General features: G+C 43.6%; 12 protein-coding genes. 7 read left to right on the forward strand and 5 right to left on the reverse strand.

Translation table 11 applies throughout. From position 1 onward, the window contains the following. Positions 1–115: 115 nt before the first annotated feature. Complete coding sequence (locus tag F6K64_RS26895; protein WP_287266851.1) at positions 116–2,362, reverse strand: FdhF/YdeP family oxidoreductase; 2,247 nt, start codon at positions 2,360–2,362, stop codon at positions 116–118. Between the two features lie 519 nt (positions 2,363–2,881). Between F6K64_RS26895 and fdhD the strand changes: the two genes are divergently transcribed. Continuing rightward, positions 2,882–3,730, forward strand: coding sequence for a formate dehydrogenase accessory sulfurtransferase FdhD (gene fdhD, locus F6K64_RS26900; protein ID WP_287266852.1), 849 nt, complete (start codon positions 2,882–2,884; stop codon positions 3,728–3,730). 246 nt (positions 3,731–3,976) lie between these two features. Here the strand turns inward: fdhD and F6K64_RS26905 are convergent, their stop codons facing one another. Then, the gene (locus tag F6K64_RS26905; protein ID WP_287266853.1) at positions 3,977–6,361 is read right to left on the reverse strand and encodes a DUF4347 domain-containing protein; all 2,385 of its coding nucleotides are present in this window, start codon (positions 6,359–6,361) and stop codon (positions 3,977–3,979) included. 677 nt (positions 6,362–7,038) lie between these two features. Here F6K64_RS26905 and F6K64_RS26910 point away from each other — a divergent pair. Then, positions 7,039–7,812, forward strand: coding sequence for a phytochelatin synthase family protein (locus tag F6K64_RS26910; protein ID WP_009149408.1), 774 nt, complete (start codon positions 7,039–7,041; stop codon positions 7,810–7,812). A 103-nt stretch (positions 7,813–7,915) separates the two neighbouring features. Here the strand turns inward: F6K64_RS26910 and F6K64_RS26915 are convergent, their stop codons facing one another. From F6K64_RS26915 to gntT, 3 genes are all read right to left on the reverse strand, one after another. Then, on the reverse strand, positions 7,916–9,394 hold the full coding sequence (locus F6K64_RS26915; RefSeq protein WP_009149410.1) for a sodium-dependent transporter: 1,479 nt from the start codon (positions 9,392–9,394) through the stop codon (positions 7,916–7,918). A 114-nt stretch (positions 9,395–9,508) separates the two neighbouring features. Continuing rightward, positions 9,509–9,748 (reverse strand): hypothetical protein, encoded by a 240-nt coding sequence (locus F6K64_RS26920; RefSeq protein WP_287266855.1) that lies wholly within the window; start codon positions 9,746–9,748, stop codon positions 9,509–9,511. Positions 9,749–9,785: 37 nt separating this feature from the next. Then, entirely contained in the window at positions 9,786–11,105 is a 1,320-nt protein-coding gene (gntT, locus tag F6K64_RS26925) for a guanitoxin biosynthesis MATE family efflux transporter GntT (protein ID WP_287266857.1), read from the reverse strand. Positions 11,106–11,450: 345 nt separating this feature from the next. Here gntT and F6K64_RS26930 point away from each other — a divergent pair, with 345 nt between their 5' ends. The 5 genes from F6K64_RS26930 to F6K64_RS26950 all read left to right on the forward strand — a co-directional run. Continuing rightward, positions 11,451–11,969: an ureidoglycolate lyase gene (locus tag F6K64_RS26930; RefSeq protein ID WP_009149420.1), complete on the forward strand. Its 519-nt coding sequence runs from the start codon at positions 11,451–11,453 to the stop codon at positions 11,967–11,969. 307 nt (positions 11,970–12,276) lie between these two features. After that, positions 12,277–13,647: a P-loop NTPase fold protein gene (locus F6K64_RS26935; RefSeq protein ID WP_009149422.1), complete on the forward strand. Its 1,371-nt coding sequence runs from the start codon at positions 12,277–12,279 to the stop codon at positions 13,645–13,647. Next, a complete protein-coding gene (locus F6K64_RS26940; protein ID WP_044494430.1) occupies positions 13,626–18,713 on the forward strand; it encodes a WD40 repeat domain-containing protein in 5,088 nt (1,695 codons plus the stop codon). The genes F6K64_RS26935 and F6K64_RS26940 overlap by 22 nt, the downstream gene beginning before the upstream one ends. Positions 18,714–18,993: 280 nt before the next feature. Next, a complete protein-coding gene (locus tag F6K64_RS26945; RefSeq protein WP_009149426.1) occupies positions 18,994–21,915 on the forward strand; it encodes a tetratricopeptide repeat protein in 2,922 nt (973 codons plus the stop codon). Further along, a partial coding sequence (locus F6K64_RS26950) for a hypothetical protein (RefSeq protein ID WP_287266858.1) occupies positions 21,890–22,190 on the forward strand: 301 nt, incomplete at its 3' end. The genes F6K64_RS26945 and F6K64_RS26950, both read left to right, overlap by 26 nt.

Consider the following 22,190-nt stretch of genomic DNA (forward strand, 5'->3'; position numbering starts at 1 on the left):
CTTGATAACTTGTAAGTTGTAAGTTGATAACTTTTAACTTACCAATTACTAATTACTAAGCATTCAGCTGACGGCTGACAGCTGACGGCTGTATGCGTACCTCGATACTATCTCCTTAAATCTTATCCAGTTGAACCAAAGCATTGTAGTCTGGAATATCTACTTCAGGCGATCGCTTACCTTTATCCAATAGCACATTTCCTTCAGGCCAATGTACCTGTAAATTTCCTGGTGTAATCGGTGCGATATGGATGTGTCCTTGGAATTGACCCTGTTGATTCCTCAGAATTACGGCATCGCCATGGTTTAATCCCAGTTTTTTAGCATCTACCTGACTAATCAGCACCGCCTCTCGCTTTGCACCAGTAATGGCATCTTTCTGTTCTTGCACCATGCTGTTAAATTGCTTACCTCGCCTGGTGGCTACTAGGAAATGACCGTCTGGCAGTTCTAACTTCGGTGGAGATAAGGGGGAAAAATGGGCTAACCCATCGGCTGTGGGGAAATTCCAGCCAAAGCAAAGATGGGAACCGCCATACTGGAACTGATCACCAGCTTCCTTAAGATGTTGGATACCAGCATACTGGGGGATAACCTGGGCAATTTCTGCCCGAATCGCGGCTGTGCTATCAAAGTGTAATTTATCTGCTAAATCCGGACGCACTCGCCGTGCTAGTTCCATAAACACTTCCCACTCCGGACGGGCTTCCCCAATCCGAGGGCCAGGAATTTCTGGACTGAAAATCACCCTTCTCTCGGTACTGGTTTCAGTTACTCCCCCTGGGATTTCGTAGCGAGTCGTGGCGGGTAACAAGACTACGGTTTCTCCAGGTTCTACTAACATTTGACTGGAGAGGACAATATCCATATGGACTCTCAGAGGGATTCGCTGTAGTGCCTCTTTGATATATTCTGGTTCTGGCAACACCTCCAGGAAATTGCCTCCTACAGAAAATACTATATCCAACTCCCCTGAATGGGCAGCATCAATCATTTCTGCTGCTGTTAATCCTTTGGTGGTGGGGACCTCAAACTGCCATTGTTGGCTGAGCTTGGCAGCATTTTCTGGAGTAATGGGCTTGCCACCAGGAAAAACCGTGGCATAGCATCCCATTTCTGCTCCTCCTTGCACCCCAGAGTGCCCCCGAATCGGCATTAAGCCACAGCCTTCTCGACCAACAAACCCTTTGGCTAAGGCTAGGTTAATGATGGCTCGCACATTATCTTCCCCACACTGATGCTGGGTAATACCCATGCTCCAGACAAACACAGCTTTATCAGCTTCAGCTAGCATCTTGGCAAAGGCATACATATGTTTACGGGAAGTACCAGAAAGCTGTTCTAGTTCTTCCCAGGATTGGTTAGCTAGGGTTGCTTTTAATTGCTCAAAATTACTTGTATGATTATTGATGAAGGATAAGTCTACCCAATTATTGGCAATCATCTCCTTGAGCGTGCCATTGAGGAATGCCATATCCCCACCCATGTTGATTAAAAAGAAGTCTTCGGCAAATTTAGTACCAAATAAGGCACTTTCTGGTATCGAAGGCACCCAATAGCGTTCCATACCTGGTTCTTGGTAAGTGTTAATTACCACGATTTTGGTACCAGCCTTCTTAGCCCAGTGGAGATACTTAACTGTAACTGGTTGATTGTTGGCAACGTTAGAGCCAATGAATACTAATAAATCTGTGCCAATCCAATCTTTATAAGAACAGGTAGTAGCTGCTACCCCTAATCCGGCTTTAAGTCCAGCGGTACTGGGAGAATGGCAGATGCGAGCAGCATTATCTATATTATTAGTCCCGATCGCCCGCACTGCTTTTTGGGCAGCGTAGTAGGTTTCATTTACTGTACCTCTACTGGTTAGATAAACGCTAAATCGGTTGGTGCTGCTATCGGTGGGTGAAGGGGAACTATTCCGTAGGGAATCGCTGATTAATTCCAGTGCTTTATCCCAGCTAATTCGACAGAATCCTTTCTCCCCTCGTTGCCGCATCATGGGGTAAGGAAGCCGTCCCAAATCCCGCAGTTGGATACTTTTTTTTCTCTGAAGCTGGGAGACATCTGCTAAAATTTCGGGGTCAAATGCTGCCATGGTATTCATCCGCAACAGCCGCAGCCGGACATTACAGACATGGACGCCATCAAGAGTCCAGTCTTTCATACCAGTAGTGCCAAGGGCGCAACCGTCGCAGACTCCGTGATTTAAGATATCCCAAGCATAGGATAACTGGTCTCGGTTTTCCCAAGCTGCTCTGAATACTTCCCAATAATTATTCGGGTATTGTTCACCAATACCGAATGGTTTCCAGTTTGCCCAGTGGGAAGGAGTCCAGCGTTTTTTGGGTTGACGCAGCATGAGTTTGGAGTAATGTAAAAATCTGGGTACTTGATCAGGTTATCATAAACTTATAGCAATTATCATAGCTATGAGGTAAACAATTTCTAGATTTTAGGGAACAGCGGATCTGGGAACAGGGAACAGGGAGCAGGAAACAGGAAACAAAAAGTATCACAATTTATTTATAATTGCTATATAAATTAAATGATTAAATTAAAGGTTGATTATGAAATTAATGAGGTAATATAACCGTTGATTAATGTTAATATAATTGAGTTATGGTTAGTATTGAGAAATTTTTGTTTTGTGTTGATAGTCGAGCGATCGCTTAATTTAGGAATGCCATTAAAAGTTATCTAAATCTATAGTATTTATCAAATAGGTGAGGTAAATTTTTAATGTTAAGGAATAGGGAATAGTAATCCAGTTCTACTCCCTACTCCCTACTCCCAGATCCGCTGTTCCCTGTTCCCAGATCCGCTGTTCCCTGCTTTTACAGATAAATTTTAAACTTGGTGCAAGCTCTGAGTATAAAGTATGAATCAGCACCGTAGCAAAACTAAATCCCAAGTCTGGGTATTGGAAAACAGCCAAGTGCGATCGCGTTTAGATCAACTGGCAACAGAGGAACCCTTGGAAATTCGCCTGACCTCTCCCCAGAAAACCGTAGCTGTGACTATGCGCACCCCAGGGGCAGATTTTGAACTAGCAGCCGGGTTCCTCTACAGTGAAGGAGTTGTAAGGCATCGGGATGATATTCAACGGATTAGCTACTGTGTGGATGCTAATCGAGATGGTCAACAGCGCTATAACATTGTGAATGTGGCCCTGAGGGAGGAACTGACTCCAGATTTGCAGCCCCTGGAACGTCACTTTTTTACCACTAGCGCCTGTGGAATTTGTGGAAAAGCCAGTCTTGAGGCACTACGGTTGCGAGGGTGTCCAGTGATGTCTGATAGCCTGGAAGTCAGTACTGAGGTGATTTACAGCCTCTCGGAACAGCTGCGTTCCGCCCAATCAGTGTTTTCCACAACTGGGGGAATCCATGCTGCTGGGTTGTTTAATACCCAAGGAGAGTTACTCTCGTTACAAGAAGATGTGGGACGTCACAATGCTGTGGATAAATTGGTGGGTTCAGCCTTATTAACTAATCAACTGCCCTTAAGCGATCGCATTGTGATGGTCAGTGGGCGCTCTAGTTTTGAGATTTTACAGAAATGTCTGATGGCTAGGGTACCAATTGTTTGCGCTGTATCCGCTCCCAGCAGTCTGGCGGTAACCCTAGCCAGAGAGTTTGGGATTACTCTAGTGGGATTTCTGCGGGGAAAACGGTTTAATGTTTATTCTGGGAAAGAGCGTATCTCTAGTTTGTGTGATCATGGTTGATATCTCAGCATTCAGCCGTCAGCGGTCAGCGGTCAGCGGTCAGCCGTTAGCATTCCGTAACTCAGATTAAACTTTTGCTTACCTGTTGTCTTGATGCAGTCGCTTATTCAAAAGCTGTTTGCTGTAGCTTACCCTATGTCCATAAGCACATCAAGTAGGGTGGCACAGGCTTCAAGCCTGTGCCACCCATTAGCTGATAGCTGATAGCTGATAGCTGATAGCTGATAGCTGATAGCTGACGCTAGATTACACCACAAAATCGTCAGCCGTAATCAGATTGACGTTCACATCAGTCAAGAAAGCTAACGGTTGATTATTTTCAGTTGTGATCCAAGTGTCACCATTTTGTTCAAAGATAGAAAGTGACCCAAAGGTTAGACCTCCCTCTAATTTCAACAAATCTAGACCATCTTCAAAGTCAACAATAGTGTTCTTGCCTGCAGTGGACAAGACAAACATGTCTTTTCCACTGCCACCAGTCAGGATGTTATCTCCTTGACCACCATTGAGGAGGTCGTTACCGCTACCGCCAAAGAGTTTATCTTGACCTTGGCCGCCTAAGAGGGTGTCATTGCCAGCCTCTCCAAATAACTTATCATCACCGCCGCCACCGTCAATAAAATCATCACCTGCTAGACCTTTGGCAATATCTTGACCGGTCAACAGATTGATGGTGTCGTTGTTTGGGGTGAGGGTTAGATTATCGTCGTTGGGGGTTGCTTGTATAGCCTCAAAGGCACCGATGTCGAATCCATTACCTTGAGGACGAGTTACACCACGTTGATCGATCAGTACACCAGCATTAGGATTAGCAGCATCAATGGCTGGGCTGCCATCAAGCAGGGCGTGAGTGAAAGTTGGACCACCGTTATCTTGCAAAGTGGTGTCGATAACTGAGTCAACGGATACACTTAACTCCTCGCTGGCATTGAAACCAGTGCTACCTTGCAGATTGCCAATTAGGTTATTACCTTCACTAGTGAAATTCCCACTCACATCAGCGTTATTCCTAAAAAATCGAACAGTATTATTTCCAGCAATAATACTGTTACTAACTACAAAGGTACCTATTGGCACTGAAACTCCGCCATTAATACCAAAATTATCACCTCCTATATTTCCTGTATTGTTAATGATGGTGCTAAAACTAACATTTGCTGTTGGATTAGATCCAAGCATTATGATACCGCCGCCTCCATCAGCAGATTCATTGCCACTAATGGTGCTATTAATTACCTTTAAGCTACCCCCATTGTAAATACCACCACCCCGAGAAGCCTTATTATTGTTAATAGTGCTGCTATCTATCTCAAGACTTCCACTTGAAAAATTGCGGATACCACCGCCACCTGAGAAGACACCACCAGTAGACCCAAAGCTAGGGTCTTCGTTGCCGCTAACAGTGCTCCCAAATAGTTTCAAGATCCCATTGTTAGCAATGCCAGCACCAGTCCTACCTTTATTATTGCTGATAGTACTGCTATTTAATGTGAGATTTTCTGTGTTAAAGATGCCAGCACCCGTTTCACCAAAGCGACTAATTCGTCCACCAGTAATGGTCAAGTCTTCAATCTCAACATTAATGAGGTTACTACTATTTCCATCGTCAATCCGAAAAACACGGGAGGCATTATTACCACTGACGGTCAACTTGTCTGCTCCCAGACCCTCGATGGTTAGGTCTTTGTCAATCGTTAGTTGACCTTGGGTAAGAATGATGGTTCCACCTGTAAGACTAGAAGCAAAGTTAACAGTCCCTCCAGCACTGATAGAAGCAATTGCCTCTCGCAAGGAAACATCCCCAGGACTCAGGTTGCCATCGTTTTCATCTACCAAAGTGTCTACAGTTAGACTGGCAAAAACTCCTTGATATACCTGCATCAATTCCGGCAAAAATGCTGAATCTACAGCAATCTCAGCCGTACAACATTCTAGATTCCAATCACCACCTAAGGCAGCATTACCCGTGCGGTTCGCAGAAGCAGCAATCTCAGTACCAGTTATTTGGTGGAGTCGTTCCAAAAATTCTGTACCAGCATCGACCGTAGCAACATTGCAGCCGTAGAGGAGAATAGGAGTGGGTGAATCAGTCGTTGACCAAGTTTTTAATTGAGGGGCGTAATAGTTTAAAGTATCTAGACTAAGTTGGCTATTCCCTAAATACAAACATCCCGGTGAACCGTGAGAAACGATGTGGATAGCAGTAATATCAGTGCGTCCTTGCAGAGCCTTGGTAATTTCTTCAACGCCATCCTGTGTAGAGTCCAGGACAATCACCTCAGCTTCGGGTACCGTACCATTAACTAAACTCTGATAATCATCAACCCCTGAGTCAATAAAGACAATAGTGCTAGAGGTTTTGGAGTGACTTCCCAGAACTTTGTGTACCTCAGTCTCCCCAAAGTTCAACGACTTATCGAGATCGTTAAAACTTGCATATTTGATATCAAACATGCTAAAATGCCCCTTTATAATGTGTTGGTTTGTAACAGTAGCCACTGGTGAAATGGCTACTAGTCTCAGCAGTCCTCTAAAATCCCATTGATTACTGTTAGCATCCTGCACATTAGTATTAGTAGGTGGCTGCCATCCACCTACTAATTGTGACAAGTTGCTAACAGCCTCAAGCATTCGATAATCAGGGTTTTACTGATTATAATCTCAACCCAAATTACCAATCAGATATTTAGGATAATATTTGCGACCTCAGATATCCTAACTACAAATCCGGCCAATGTAGGTGAAGCTTTGATGAAGTATCACTGAAGTTTTATTAAATTTCAGTTAAGCAGGGCTTTCACATTTATAGGGCTTACGCATTTGCCCCCTAAATCCCCCAATTATGGGGTACTTTGACATCATTACCCCTCCCGGTGCGCTTTCCGCATCTAATTATTAAATTCGCCACGGGTCGCACCGAAAAATTGGGGGGCTAGGGCGTGTCTTCAAACTCCGAGTACCCCCGTTTCCCTTAAAAAAGGGGGACTTTGAGTATGGCTCCCCCCTTAATAAGGGGGGCTGGGGGGGATCTAATATCTTGCGGAAAACTTTGAAAACACACCCTAGGGGGGCGAAATCCACTTAACTGCGTAAGTCCTGATTTAATCAGATATAGCGTTTGTATTTGATTTGTGAACATACTCCCAAAGGGCAAGAGGCAACAGGCAACAGGCAACAGGCAAGAGTAACCCACCCGACACCTGACGTCAAATTAAAAAACCTACACCCTACACCCTACACCCTGCTCCGAAGTCCCTGCTCCCTAAAACCCAGAGATTTGTACCTCATCAGTATAATAATTGCTAGATATGATTAATCACAACGATGCTAAAAAATCTGCTCAAAAAAATCTACTAAAACTATTCCGTATACCCCTAAAAGCCACTCTAATTGGGTTTTTCCTTATCAATGGAGGATGCTTGGGAGGATGCTTAGCCCAGACAATTCCACTGACCGAAAATCTGATTAACCTCGATTCCGATCACGGCGAACAGTTACTGATGGCAAGCCAAGCCCGAGAAGACTATTTGCCCCTAAGTATTCAGTTTGTGACTCAGGAAAAGCTTACTTACTGTGGAGTAGCTAGTATGGTTATGGTGCTGAATGCTTTATCAATTCAAGCTCCAAAAGCACCCGAATTTAGGACTAACCGCTTCACCCAGAAGAATGTTTTGAATGCCAAAACTGAGCAAGTGCGCATGGCTGAGGTGATTGCTCGTCGGGGCATGACTTTGGAACAATTAGCAGGATTATTGGAAACTTATCCAGTTAGAGCAGAGGTTTACCATGGTGGTGATTTGACCCTGGATGAGTTTCGCAACATAGTGGTGAAGAATTTGCAAGAAGCGGAAAATTTTGTCTTAGTCAATTACTCACGCAAAGCCATTGCTCAGAAAGGTCCGGGACATATTTCTCCTTTAGCTGCCTACAACCAAGAAGCAGACCGTTTTCTGATCCTAGATGTCTCTCGTTACAAATATCCTCCGGTCTGGGTCAAGGCTGAAGAATTGTGGCAAGCAATGGCGACTAAGGATTCAGAGTCTAAAAAGACACGGGGGTTTGTGCTGGTGAGTCCCCGTTGATTGTCAAATTGATGGCATTTTCATTAATCTATCAATATTGAGGTTTATTTTAAGCTGACAGCTGACAGCTGACAGCTGAAGGCTTACAAATTAATCATTAAAATTAATCGGTTCTCCCATTGATCAATGTTTTGTCTGTGACCAGCAAAGACAAGAAAATAAGTAATGGCAAAAACACAATTGCCCAGCCAAGTCCTAAAGCCCAGGCTGGGTATCCTTCATAGGGAGTCCTAATATCTTTTGAAAACTGGGTTGCTAGCAAAGCGACTAAAGCCATAGGAATCAGGTATTTTATAGAAAAATTCCACCATTTACCAACCGTCCAATCACTAACTTGGTTCATGTATCGTCGCAGCTTTTCTGCACCATACACCCATCCCACTAGGATAGATTGGAAAATAGCTACCAACATCAAGTTATAGTTAGTAACAAAATGATCTACAATATCTAAAATGTATAATCCAGCTCTGGTAGTGTAAATAATTCCAGCAATAAATCCCCCTAGACAAACCCCAATTGAAACCTTAGCAACATTTCCCTGTTGTTGTTTGTCGAGGATAGTCGCATTCAAAGCTTCTACTAGGGAAAAAGCGCTGTCGATGCCTAGGGAAAGCAGCATCACAAAAAACAGCAGACTGAACAGCCAAGGCAAGGGCATTAAGCTTAAAGCTTCCGGAAAAACCACAAACGCTAGACCCGGACCAGAAGCAGCCAGCTCTGCCAAGGGGGTGTTGGTAACTCCTGCCATATATCCCAAAATTCCGAACACCACAAAACCGGCAAATAAGCTGATACCACTGTTGATCAAGGCAGTTAACCAGGTATCTTTAGCAATGTCATCCTCTGAGTTCTTGTAGCTAGCATAAGTCACCATAATTCCAAATCCCAGAGATAAGGTAAAGAAAATTTGTGAGAATGCAGCTGTCCAAACTTCGGGGTCAACTAATGCACTCCAAACCGGAGTAAGATACAGTTTCCAGCCATTGAGGAAACCTGGTAAAGTTACTGCTCGTAATAGCAATACCCCCAGTAAAATAATCGGAAGTGGCACGCTGTAGACAACGACTTTGCCCACACTGGTCGTGCCTTTCCAAACACAGAAATAAATCAAGACCCAGACTACAAGTAGAGACCATAAGATTGGCCAGTTGATACCACCTAATACGTTGACCCCATCACTGATTTGCAGAACACTATCAAAGAAGTAGCTTTTAGCATCACTCGACCACTTGACCCCAAAGGATGCCAGAAAGTAAATCAAGCTCCAGCCCATGACAACTGCATAATAGGAGACAATGATAAAGGCTGACATCAGGGCAAACAGACCGAGACTGCCGAAATTGGGGTGTAATTTCCTAAATGAGCCTATGGCTCCCCGTTGCATTTTTTGTCCTACCGCAAATTCCAGCATCAACAGTGGAACCCCAATTAGGACTAAAGCGATCAGGTAAGGCACTAGAAATGCTCCCCCACCGTATTTCCCAGCTAGGTAGGGAAAGCGCCACACATTCCCTAAGCCAACTGCAGAACCTACTGCTGCGAGGAGAAATACTGTTCTTGAAGCCCAACGTTGACGAGCCATCTACAATTCCCTCTATCTTGATAGTTCATGCTTCATACTTCATCCTTGATACTTCATCTTTTACAATTCATGCTTCATACTTCATACTTCTTTAAATTATTGTCATCGGTTTGCTTATTCCATCACAGGTTTTAGGGAGTAGGGAGTAGGGAGTAGGGAGTAGGGAGTAGGGAATAGAAAAAAAATTATCTGTATCTCATTACTATGAGAAACTTTTATAGCGTTTCTCGCAGTTATAATATAGAGTCTTCTTTGACGTTGATTTCCTATCTTGATGCAGCGGATCGCTATTCCCTGTTCCCTGTTCCCTGTTCCCTGTTCCCTGTTCCCTGTTCCCTGTTCCCTAAAACCCAAAAAATTTGTACCTCACCTAATTGAAAAACCATATATTTCACTTCAACGTGCTTGGTAACTTTACGCCCAGTACTATCGCTCTTCCTGCCATAAACAAGGATAAAGCTAACCAAAGAAGATGAACACTTTGAAACTGCCAAGACGCCACAGCCATAGGGACAAATCCCACCACCAAGGCGATTACGGTAGAATTACGTAAGGTCTGTCCTGCAGCTAAGCCCAGAAAATAACCATCCAGCATAAACGCAATGGAACCAAATCCTAACACCAACAGTAACCAAGGAATATAGACAGTAATAGATTCGATCACCTCAGTGTGGTTTGTTAACAGCCCAAAGAGTGTCTGGGGAAACAGGATAAACAGGAAAGCAAAGTTAAGTCCCAATAGCAAACTGCTTCCTCCGACAATTTTCAATAAAGGGACTAACTGCTCTTTTGCTCCCTGACCTTGTAAATTACCCGTCAGAGTTTCCGTAGCAAATGCCAATCCATCAATAAAATAAACAGCCAAGCTGAACACCTCTAGTATCAAAGCATTTTCCGCCAAGATTGTGGTACCAAGAGCTGAGCTCAAATTGGTAAAAATAGACAAGGTAAAAAGAATCGCTAAGCTTCTGATAAAAAGATTACTATTTAGGGTAAAAGTAGCTTTTATATCCAACAAGTTCCAAATTCGTTTGGCTACTGCTCTTAGCTCTTGCCACTTTATTTCTTGGCTAACTAAAACTATGCCCACTAAAACCATCACGTATTGACTAACTGCTACGGATAATCCAGCGCCAGTGCTTTCCCAACCCCACCGAATAATAGTAAAGTAATCGCAAACTATATTAGCGGTGTTACCGATAATGGACAGCAGCAAAACCTTACCACTCATTTCTCTACCGAGAAACCAACCAATCAGTACGAAATTGAGTAATGTTGCAGGAGCTCCCCAAATCCGAGCATTAAAATAAGCAATACCGGAAAATTTGACATCTGGTGTAGCACTTAACAAAGCAAATCCAAGCTCTCTGAGAGGATACTGTAAACTTAAGATAACTACACCTAAAATCAGAGCAATTAAGCCATTACGAAGTCCCACCAGCAACATAGCATCTCGGTCATTTCCTCCGACAGCTTGAGCGGTTATCCCAGTAGTTCCCATCCGTAAAAAAGCCAAACTATTGTAGATTAAGTTAAACAGGATGGTGGCGAGAGCGACTCCAGCTAAGTGGCGGATTTGATCTAAATGACCTAAGAAAGCCACGCTGATTAAACCCGCAAGGGGTATCATGAGAGTAGAAAGAATATTGATGATCGCCAGTTTCCAGAAGCGATAGACCACATTGTCTTGGTTTGAGCAAGTAAAAGTCATCAATTTATCTTAAAATTTCAGGCATGATTTAGTGTAAAATTAAGGATTTTATACCTTTAAAAAAAGGTTAGCTTAGTGGCTTTATCAAGTCGATACTATAGAGGATAATATTTTTATATCCCGAGATTAATATAGATATAATTATCGACTATAATATAAAGAATTACGACGACCATAACCCTAAAGATGAAACTGATGATTTTTTTGATGTTTTTTTTAAAATTACCTATACAAGGATACCATAAAGGAAAAGTAAAGACTAGTTGCCAGAGTAACAGCAAGGCACCTGGACAAGCTAAAATCAATAAGCTGTTAATTCTTAACTACTGACGGCGGAGGCTGAGGATGAGTAAAGTCAAGACGATTCAAAAACTATACGCGGAATGGGTGACATCAGAGAACTTTCAGCCCTACGGTCAAGTCATCTTTGCAAGTGTTGACGGCAAACCCTATGATCAAGATGATGCTCAGTTAAACCTCGAAAATGGGACATCCCGGTTTTATATCATGCGGCTACACCACAAAGGTCGTAAGTTTGATAAAATTACTCGTCATGTCCAATGTACTCAGTGTCTCGGTTCTCTAGAAGGGAAAGACTGGTTCATGGCTGTAGCTCCTCCCAATCAGGATGACCAACCAGTTTTAGAGGATATTGCGGCTTTTCGGATTCCAGGTAACTGCTTTATTAAATTAGAAGTAGGAACTTGGCACGCTGGTCCCTATTTTGACCAGGAATTTATAGATTTCTACAATTTGGAACTTGCTGATACCAATGTCGTCGATCATTTTACCCATGATTTTCTAGACAGCCATCAGTTACAGTTTGAAATTGTTATAGCAAAGGGAGTAGGGAGTAGGGAGTAGGGAGTAGGGAGTAGGGAGTAGGGAATATGGCCTAAAATAATGATCACAATTCCTACACTGATACCTAGAGTGAGTGATAATATAGAAGGGGGAATTACCAGCAATTACTAATACCATAATTATTCATATAAGCCAAAATAACTAAGCCAAAATAACTAATGACTAATATTATTGGAGATCGAATCAGTTATCAAATAATCAAATATTATGACTTTTACCTGTTCCCGATTCCCGATTCCCGATTCCCGATTCCCTACCTTGACAGGTAAATTTTAAACTTGGTGATGAAAAATAAAAAAGGAAACCTATGACAGTAAACATACAAAAATTATATAAAGCCTGTAATCCCAGCAAAACGTTAACGGTCGATCAGCCGGAAGACTGTAAGTATTATATCGATTTTTCCTCAGTGCGAGGGGGCAAGATCATTGAAGAGTTGAAGGATAATATCACTTTCTTCTCCATGGATGAGCCGACCTGCGAGCTATTTACTGGACATATTGGTTGTGGTAAGTCTACGGAGTTACTGCGACTGAAAGCCGAATTGGAGGAAGCTGACTTTCACGTGGTCTATTTTGAATCTTCTCAAGACTTGGAAATGGGAGATGTAGATGTCGGGGACATCTTACTCGCTATTGCCCGTCGCGTCAGTGAAAGCTTAGACAAAATTAAGCTAGGTGAACCGAAAGGCTTTAAAAAATTACTGGCAGGTGCGGCTAAACTGTTGCTCACTGAAATTGAATTAAGCGGTAGGGTAGGAGTTCCTGGGATTGGTGAGGTTGGAGTAGACACTGAGGGGGCGGTTTCCCTAGCAGTTGGGATTGGTGAGATTACGGCTAAGGCTAAGGATAGCCCGGATCTGCGCAGTCGCTTACGGCAATATCTCGAACCTCAAACCAATCGGTTGTTAGAAGTGATTAACCAAGAGTTGCTCGAACCTGCGATCGCAAACCTCCAAAAACTTGGGAAACAAGGGCTAGTGGTGATTGTAGATAACCTCGATCGGGTGGACGCTTCCCAGAAGCCTTGGGGACGTGATCAGCCGGAATATCTATTTGTGGATCGCGGAGCCCAGTTAAAGGGGTTACACTGTCATGTGGTCTACACCATGCCCCTAGCGCTACGATTTTCTAATGACTATAGTGCCTTGACTCAGCGCTTTGTGGTAGATCCCAAAGTGTTACCAATGGTACCGGTAAAGTTACGAGATGGTACTCCCCATGAACAGGGCATGGCACTGCTGCGACAAATGGTACTGGCGAGAGCCTTTCCTAATTTAGAGCCTGTGGAGCGTCTTGCTAGAGTAAAAGAGGTGTTCGACTCCCCTGACACTTTAGATCGCCTGTGTTACGCTAGCGGGGGTCATGTGCGGAATTTGCTCCGGTTTCTCAGTACCTGGATCAAGAAAGAAAGACGATTACCTCTGTCTCAAGGCATGTTAGAAAATGTAATTCGAGACCGGCGCAATGAACTAACCCTACCCATCTCAGATGATGAGTGGGAACTATTGTGTCACGTCGCTAAACATAAAAAGGTAGTTGGAGATGAAGGTTACCAACTCTTGATCCGCAGCATGTTCGTCTATGAGTACCGAGACCAAGATGGGTCTTGGTTTGACGTTAATCCCATTTTGGCAGAAGCGGAAGGATTCAAATCATGCCTAGCTTATACCGCGTAGAAGATGCGGATGCCTACAACAACAATTCAATGCAGGAACTCGCCTGGGCAATGGAGACGTCCCAAGGGGAGTTTTCCCTGATTTTAGCCCGCCGCAACTATGAAGCTTTACAGGATTACATTGTGCGGAAGTTGCGGCAAGTCTGTGCTATTGAGTTCCAGGAAATATACCTGAACCAGTCGGTTAAGGTGAAGAGTCTCTATACCACTATCTTGGAGGAGCTAGGGGATGAACAGCCAGCTGCCGTGATGGTCTTTGGTTTAGAGTCCCTGAGCAACCTGGAGCAAGTACTAATCACTACCAACCAAGTACGGGAGGAGTTTCGCAAGCATTGCCCCTTCCCTCTAGTGTTATGGGTAAATGACGAGGTATTGGAAACGCTAATTCGGTTTGTGCCGGATTTAGAGAGTTGGGCAACAACCACAAATTTTGTCCTCTCCTCAAATCACTTGATTGAAGCTCTAGCAGAGCGAGAGAGTTATTTATTTACTCGTATTTTGGATGCCGGTGGGGATCAGTTCCTACCCAATACCGCTATTTTTGGTTCCAGCTATTGCCGAGAATTGGACTCAGCTTTGAGGGATTTGCAAACTCGTGGAGATGTCTTAGAAATAACCCAAGAAGCTAGTTTGCCATTTGTGCTTGGTCGAGAAGCTTATATTAATGGTCAGATCGATCAGGCGTTAGAGTATTATCAGCAAAGTTTAGCATTTTGGCAGCAGGAATCTAGGAGCTGGGAAACACAACAACAGGAAACACAACAGCAGAGTAGTTTCCCCTCCCGACTAGGTCAAGCTACCCCAATATCTCCTTACCTCCGGACGTTGTCAAAGGAGCCCTCAACCCCTTCATCCCCTCAACCCCTCACCCCTTCACCACGAGAACGTCAAGCTCTACTGCTGTTTCATATCGGTTTGTGTTATCTGAACCTGGCTGAACTCAATCGATCCCAAAGTCGTCACCACTGGATCACAGCCAGAGGGTATTTTCAAAAGTGTATCGATACATTTGAACAAGCAAAACGCCCAGATTTAATTGCCAAGTTTATTACTAAACTTGGCGAAACCCTACAACGACTGGAAGCTTGGAAAGACTTACAAGGTCTGGCGCAACGCTCCCTGGTACTGCACAGAACCTATGGCAATCCACTGCAACTGTCTCAAGATTATGGATTTATCGCTGCAGTCGCCCTTCAAGACTGCCGTTGGATGGGCGCTCAGCAAGCAGCTAGGAAAGCTTTAGAACTTCTGACACGGTTAACTAATACCTCTGGACAGTATCAGATGTCCTATCTACTGCTTCTGGCTCAAGCGAAGCGGCATTTGGGTCTCTCGGAAGAGGCGATCACTATCCTGGAAAGGGCTAAGGAAACCGGTCCGATGGATTCTCCACAACTTTATATTCGCATTTTGGAAAAATTGCGGACGCTTTATTTCCGGCAAAAGCAGTATCTAGAAGCCTTTCGGGTCAAACAAGAACGATTCTCCGTTGAGCAGCAATATGGTTTCCGTGCCTTTATCGGACCTGGTCGGCTTAAACCTCATCTACGCCAAAGTTCTACCTTACTCCTAGAGCAGGAAACCCCTGCTGAGGAAATCACTGCTTCTGTACGTCAGAACGATGTAGAGCGCTTAGTGGAACGTATTGGCAGCACCCAGCACAAACTGACAGTGATTTATGGTCAGTCAGGGGTAGGTAAGAGTTCTGTCCTAGAAGCTGGATTAGTCCCCACTCTCAAAACTAAGGTAATTGGAACCCGTGATGTCGTACCAATTTTGGTAAGGGTTTATACCGATTGGGTCAGGGAAGTCTGGAAATCCTTAGCATCTTCACCGTTAAAAGTTGACCAGTTTAACCTTGAGAGTTCTTCTGTGTTGAACGTTGACCAGTTGAACGGTGAAGGTTCTTCTCAGTTGAAGGTTGACCGGTTGAAGGTTGTTCGCGAAGCGTGGCCGAAAGGCCAAGGTTCACAGCAGTATTCTAACCTGCAACCGGCAACCCAAACTAACCTGCAACCAGCCACCCAAACTAACCTGCAACCAGCCACCCTTTTAGAGCAATTGCGACAAAATGAACATCGCAATTTGCTAACCGTACTGATTTTTGACCAGTTTGAAGAGTTTTTCTTTATTTGGGAGAATCATACTGAAAGAAAACGCTTCTTTGATTTTTTCCGGGAGTGTCTTCAGATTCCTTTCGTCAAGGTTATATTGTCATTACGGGAAAATGATTTGTATTTTTTGTTGCAGGGAATTCGTCATCAAAATTTTGATTCAATCAACAATAATATTCTCAATAAAAATATTCTTTATTATTTAGGTAATTTCTCCCTAGAGGATGCTAAATCTATTATTCAACGACTAACCGAGCGCTCTCAAGTTTATTTAGAAGAAGCCTTAGTCAATACGTTAGTGCAAGAACTAGGTAGTAGTGAAGGAGAAGTTCGTCCCATTGAATTACAAATCGTAGGAGCTCAACTACAGACTGAAGGAATTACTACCCTAGCTCATTATCGGAGAAAAGGTCCTAAAGAAAAATTGGTGCAGCGTTACCTGCAAGAAGTGATCGCAGATTGTGGCTCCGAAAATGAAAAAGCTGCTGAACTTATCTTGTATTTACTCACCGAAGAAAATAACACGCGCCCGCCTAAAACCCGCCAGGATTTGGAAAAAGATTTAAACGCCTTGGCAGTGGATTTAGCGATAGAAAAAATAGACCAGTTAGATTTAGTCTTAAATATCCTGGTCGAATCAGGATTAGTGGTGCTCTTACGAGAAAGTCCCCTTAACCGCTATCAATTGGTTCATGATTATCTAGTTTCTGTGATTCGCCAGCAGCAAGATAGCGAATTACTCGCCAAACTTAAAAAAGCCCAAGAGCAACATCGGCTTTCTCAAGCCCAGTTACAGAAGTCGAAGATAGCACTCACCGGCTCTATTGCTCTAGTTGGTATGTTAGCGATCTCAACCCTCTCTGCCGCTATATTTTGGGCGCAAGCTAGAAACAACGAAATCAGAGCTTTGATTAAATCCTCAGAAGCCCTTTACGGTTCCAATAGTCATGCCCTGGATCCACTAAAAGATGCCTTAGAGGCAGGAAAAAAACTCAAGTGGTCAGTTGGGGTAAGCTCTGACACTAAGGATATAGCGATGAGTTCTCTACAGCAAGCCTTTTATGGGGTTAGAGAGCGCAACCGCTTAGAAGGTCATAATGATACAGTCAACAATGTTAGTTTCAGTCCCGACGGTGAGCTAATTGCTACGGCTAGTTCCGACAATGTCAAAATCTGGTCCAAGGAAGGGAAAGAACTCTACACGTTAGCAGGAAAGCATAAACATAAGGATGAAATCAGAAGTGTTACCTTCAGTCCTGATGGAAAGTTGATTGCCACGGCTAGTAAAGATAAAACTGTTAAAGTCTGGCAACGGAATGGTAAGTATATTCAAACCCTGACAGGGCATACCGGTTGGGTTTGGAGCGTGCGTTTTAGCCCTGATCTCAAAAGCCTTGCTGCTTCTAGCGAGGATGGAAGAGTTATCATCTGGAGCCTCGAAGGCAAAAAACCCCAAATCTTCAAAGCCCATGATAAAGCAGTGCTCAGTATTAGTTTCAGCCCCGATAGCAAGGTGCTGGCAACTGGTAGTTTTGACAACACGGTTAAACTCTGGCGTAGAGACAGGAATGGCTTGTACAAGAGAAAGCCTCTAACCATACAAGCCCATGAGGATGCGGTTTTCAGCGTCAGTTTCAGTCCCAAAGGTAAACTGATTGCTACTGGTAGTAAGGATAAGACTGTCAAACTCTGGAAAATGGACGGTACTCGGTATCAGACATTGGGAAATGATGACCATGAAAGTCATCAAAGTACTGTGACTAGCATCACTTTCAGTCCGGACGGTCAGACCCTTGCTAGCGCTAGTGCTGACAACACCGTTAAACTTTGGAATCGAAATGGCAAGCTACTGGAAACCCTTACCGGTCATGAAAGTACCGTATGGAGCGTTAATTTCAGCCCCGACAGCCAGACCCTTGCTAGCGCTAGTGCTGACAACACCGTTAAACTTTGGAGTCGATACGGTAATGAACTCCCTATTCCCACAGGGGAAGAGAATACCGTTTTCAGCGTCAGTTATAGCCCCGACGGTCAGACTATTGCTACGGCTAGTAAGAACAACACTATCCAACTCTGGAGCTTAAATGGTCAATTGCAGCGAACTCTGACTGGTCATACCGATTGGGTGTGGGGTGTTAGTTTCAGCCCTGATGGTAAAACTATTGCTAGCGCTAGTGCTGACAAGACTGCCAAACTCTGGAATAAGAATGGTAAGTTACTGCACACCCTATCTGGTCATGAGAAAGTGGTTAGGAGTATCACTTTCAGTCCCGATGGTAAAATTATCGCTACGGCTAGTCGGGACAACACAGTTAAACTCTGGAATCAGAATGGTATCCTGATTAGAACTCTGACTGGTCATACAAATTGGGTAAATAGCGTCACATTCAGTCCTGATGGTGAGACTCTTGCTACGGCTAGTGCTGCTACGGCTAGTTCTGACCCAACCGTCAAACTCTGGAATGTTAGTGATGGCAAGGAACTGAAATCTTTCGATGGTCATACCGATTGGGTTTTTAGCGTTCGTTTCAGCCCTGATGGTAAAACCCTGGCCTCTGCTAGCAGGGATAAGACGGTTAAACTCTGGAATGTTAGTGATGGTGAGGAACTAACATCTCTTGATGGTCATCAGAATACCGTCTGGAGTGTGGTATTTAGCCCCGATGGTGAAACCATTGCTACAGCTAGTGCTGACCAAACTGTCAAGGTTTGGAACAGGAAAGGTAAACAACTTCAAACCTTTTATGGCCATGATGATGGTGTAGTTAGCCTCAGTTTTAGTCCCGATGGCCAGACTATTGCATCATCAGATTCATCTGCTAGAGTAATTATATGGAATTTAGACAATATCCGACATCCTGATCAACTACAGTCCCTTGCTTGCGATTGGCTACAGGATTATCTGAAGCACAATACTAATGTCAATAAGGGGGAGCGTCGTTGGTGTCGTTAGTGGGTGAGTGCTGAGTCCTGATTCCGTGAGAAGCAGTCTGGCATGGGATGGCAAACCACTATGGCAATTTTCATAATTGTTAGGTAGTAGTGTTAGATAGTGTTAGGTAGTGTTAGGTATTAGGTGTTACTACTTAACACTTAATCAGATCATGACTAATCACAAAAAAATCACAAAAAATTGCCATTTTGCTACCAGGATAGAATTTAATTTCCTGATAACATAATTACCTCACTTGCTGGCATACGCACTTGCTGGCATAAGCAATATCCTTAAAATCATGATTAACTCACCCCTACTCGAGCCTGTAGCTACTCACCACCGGGATGCTGTAGAAGAACTAGCCTGGGCAATAGCTGCTAGTGAGGGACAGTTTTTACTGATGTTAGCACACTGTAATTATGCCAAGTGGCGTAAGCGAGTGGTGCGCAGGCTACACAAAATTTCTTCTGTCCCAATCCGGGAAGTATTCCTAGACCAATCTGCTTGTACACTCTACACCACCCTCCGACAGGAAATCGGGGAGGAACAGCCAGCAGCCTTGATGGTGTTTGGTTTAGAGTCAGTCACGGACCTTGATGAACTGTTAATCGCCACTAACCAAGTTAGAGAAGAGTTTCGCAAAAATTTCCAGTTTCCATTAGTGTTGTGGATTAACGATGAGGTACTGTGTAAGCTGATTCGCATCACACCAGATTTTCACAGTTGGGCAACAACGGTTATGTTTGAAATCCCAACCTCAAGACTAATTCGCAACCTACAACAAAAAGCCAATTCTTTATTTACCAAAGTCTTGGAATTAGGTGCCAGTGAAATTTTCCCCAATGATGCTATCTTAGGTGCTGGTTATACTACGGAAATTAAGTTTGCCTTACGGGATTTGGAAAGTGGGAACCACGAGTTGCCACCAGAGTTGCTAGCCAGTCTTAACTTTGTCTGGGGTCGAGAGGCTTATGGATTGGGCAAGATTGATGTTGCTATTACCCACTATCAGAAAAGTTTAGAATTCTGGCAACAGGAACCCCGCAAGCAGGAGAGCAAGCCAGAAAACAACGGTGAGATTCTCCCTGGACTTGGTCTGCCTACCTTCATATCCCGTAAACCCATTACCCCTCCACGTCGCGAGCGACAAGCAGTTATCCTGTTTCACCTAGGATTATGCTATTGCGATCAGGCTAAGCAGTATCCACCGGGAGACCCTAGCTATCGAGAAAATTGGCACAAGGCTAAAGAGTATTTAGAGCAGTGTATGGTGGTGTTCGAGCAAGAGCAACGACCGGATTTAGTGGCTAAGTTGATTAATCAACTCGGTGAGATACTGCAATCTCTGGAAGCCTGGGACGATTTGGCAAGTCTAGCTACAAAGTCTCTAGCACTACACAGAACCTACTCTGCTCCTGTTCAACTGGCTCAGGATTATGGATTTATAGCAAAAGTGGCGCTACACAAATCCCGCTGGCAGGAAGCTTACACAAACGCAATATATGCCAATGTAATTATAACAAAAGTCACAGAAGAACAGGGTGTTGCCCACCATAGGGAAGATTTGTTGGCCTATGCAGCAGAGGGAAGAGGGGGAAGTAAAAAATTGTCCTATTATCCCCCAAGTATCCAAGCCCAAGAACAGCAACAGTACCCTAGCTATCAGGAAAATTCTGCTTTATCTTGCCTCAATGGAGTAGTTAAAATAGATAAACAGATTATAAATAAATATACAAATAAATCTCCCGTTGGTCGCTATCTGTTACTTCTGGCTCAAGCGCAACAACACTTGGGTCAACATTCCGAAGCGATTAGCCATCTGGAACGGGCTAGGGAGTTAGGGATTCAGGATGACCCGAAACTCTACCTGGAAATCCTGGAAACTCTCGGAACCCTCTACTGGCAACAAAAACGATATCAAGCAGCATTTAGATTAAAACAAGAACGGCTTGCGATCGCACAACAGAATGGTTTACTTGCTTTTATCGGTGCAGGTAAACTCAAATCCTCCCAACAGAATCAGTTAGCACAGAATCAGTTACCACAGAATCACTTAGCACAGACAAAGAGTAAAGGTAGCGCTACCGTATATCAGGCCATGACTGCTTCCGATTGGCAACACAAAGTAAAAGAGCTAGTGCAACGCATTGCCAGCACCCAGCACAAACTAACTGTAATTTATGGTCAAGCTGGAGTGGGCAAGAGTTCCTTACTAGAAGCTGGGCTAATCCCTGCCCTAAAACAACAACCCATTGGTAACCGTAATGTAGTCCCAATTAGATTGAAGGTTTACACTGACTGGGTCACAGAGCTGGGTCAACGTATCCTAGAGTCGAAGGGTGAAGGTTATTCACCGTTGAAGGTTGAAAGTTTAAAGGTTGAAGGTTTAAAGCTTGAAGGTTTAAAGGTTGAAGGTTATAAAAACAACTTTGAACTGGTTACTATTCTAGATCAGTTGCAAAAAAATCAACGGCGAAACCAGATAAACATCCTGATTTTTGACCAATTTGAAGAGTTTTTCTTTGCTTGCCGAGAGCCAGCTGAACAAAAACGCTTCTTTGAATTTTTCCGTGACTGTCTTAATATTCCCTATCTCAAAGTCATCCTGTGTTTACGGGAGGATTATCTACACCTATTATTAAAGTGCGCTCGTCAGGTAGATTTGGATGCCATTAATAATGATATTCTTAATAAAGGTATCCTTTATTATGTCGGGAATTTTTCTCCAGACGAGGCAAAATCGATTATTTATAATCTAACCACTAAAGCTAAATTTTACCTAGAGGATGCATTACTCGATGAGTTGGTAAACGACCTAGCTAAGAATGAACCAGTGGGAGAAGTAAGCCCGATTGAATTACAGATAGTGGGAGTGCAACTGCAAACTGAGCAAATCACTACCTTAGCAGCTTATCGACAAAACGGATCAAAAGAAAAGCTAGTGGAGCGCTATTTAGAAGGGGTTGTTTCTGATTGTGGTTCAGAAAACCAAAACGCGGCTTGGAAAATTTTGGGTTTGTTAACGGATAAGCATGGTACTCGACCATTCCGAACAAAAGATGACTTAGGAGCAGAGTTACAATTATCCACTGACCAGTTAGATTTTATCCTAGAGCTATTGGTCAAATCAGGTTTAGTCATGAAATGGCAGCAAGAACCAGAAGCTCAATATCAACTGATGTATGATTATTTAGTTGAGCCGATTCGTAGGCGTTGCTGATTGTAAGCTATCAGCTATCAGCTATCAGCTATCAGCTATCAGCTATCAGCTATCAGCTATCAGCTATCAGCTATCAGCTATCAGCTATCAGCTATCAGCTATCAGCTATCAGCTATCAGCTATCAGCTATCAGTTATCAGCTATCAGTTATCAGCTATCAGCTATCAGCTATCAGCTATCAGCTATCAGCTATCAGCTATCAGCTATCAGCTATCAGCTATCAGCTATCAGCTATCAGCTATCAGCTATCAGCTATCAGCTATCAGCTATCAGCT

Origin of the sequence: Moorena sp. SIO3A2, assembly GCF_010672265.1 — a bacterium.
In the GTDB taxonomy this organism is placed as follows: Bacteria; Cyanobacteriota; Cyanobacteriia; order Cyanobacteriales; family Coleofasciculaceae; genus Moorena; species Moorena producens.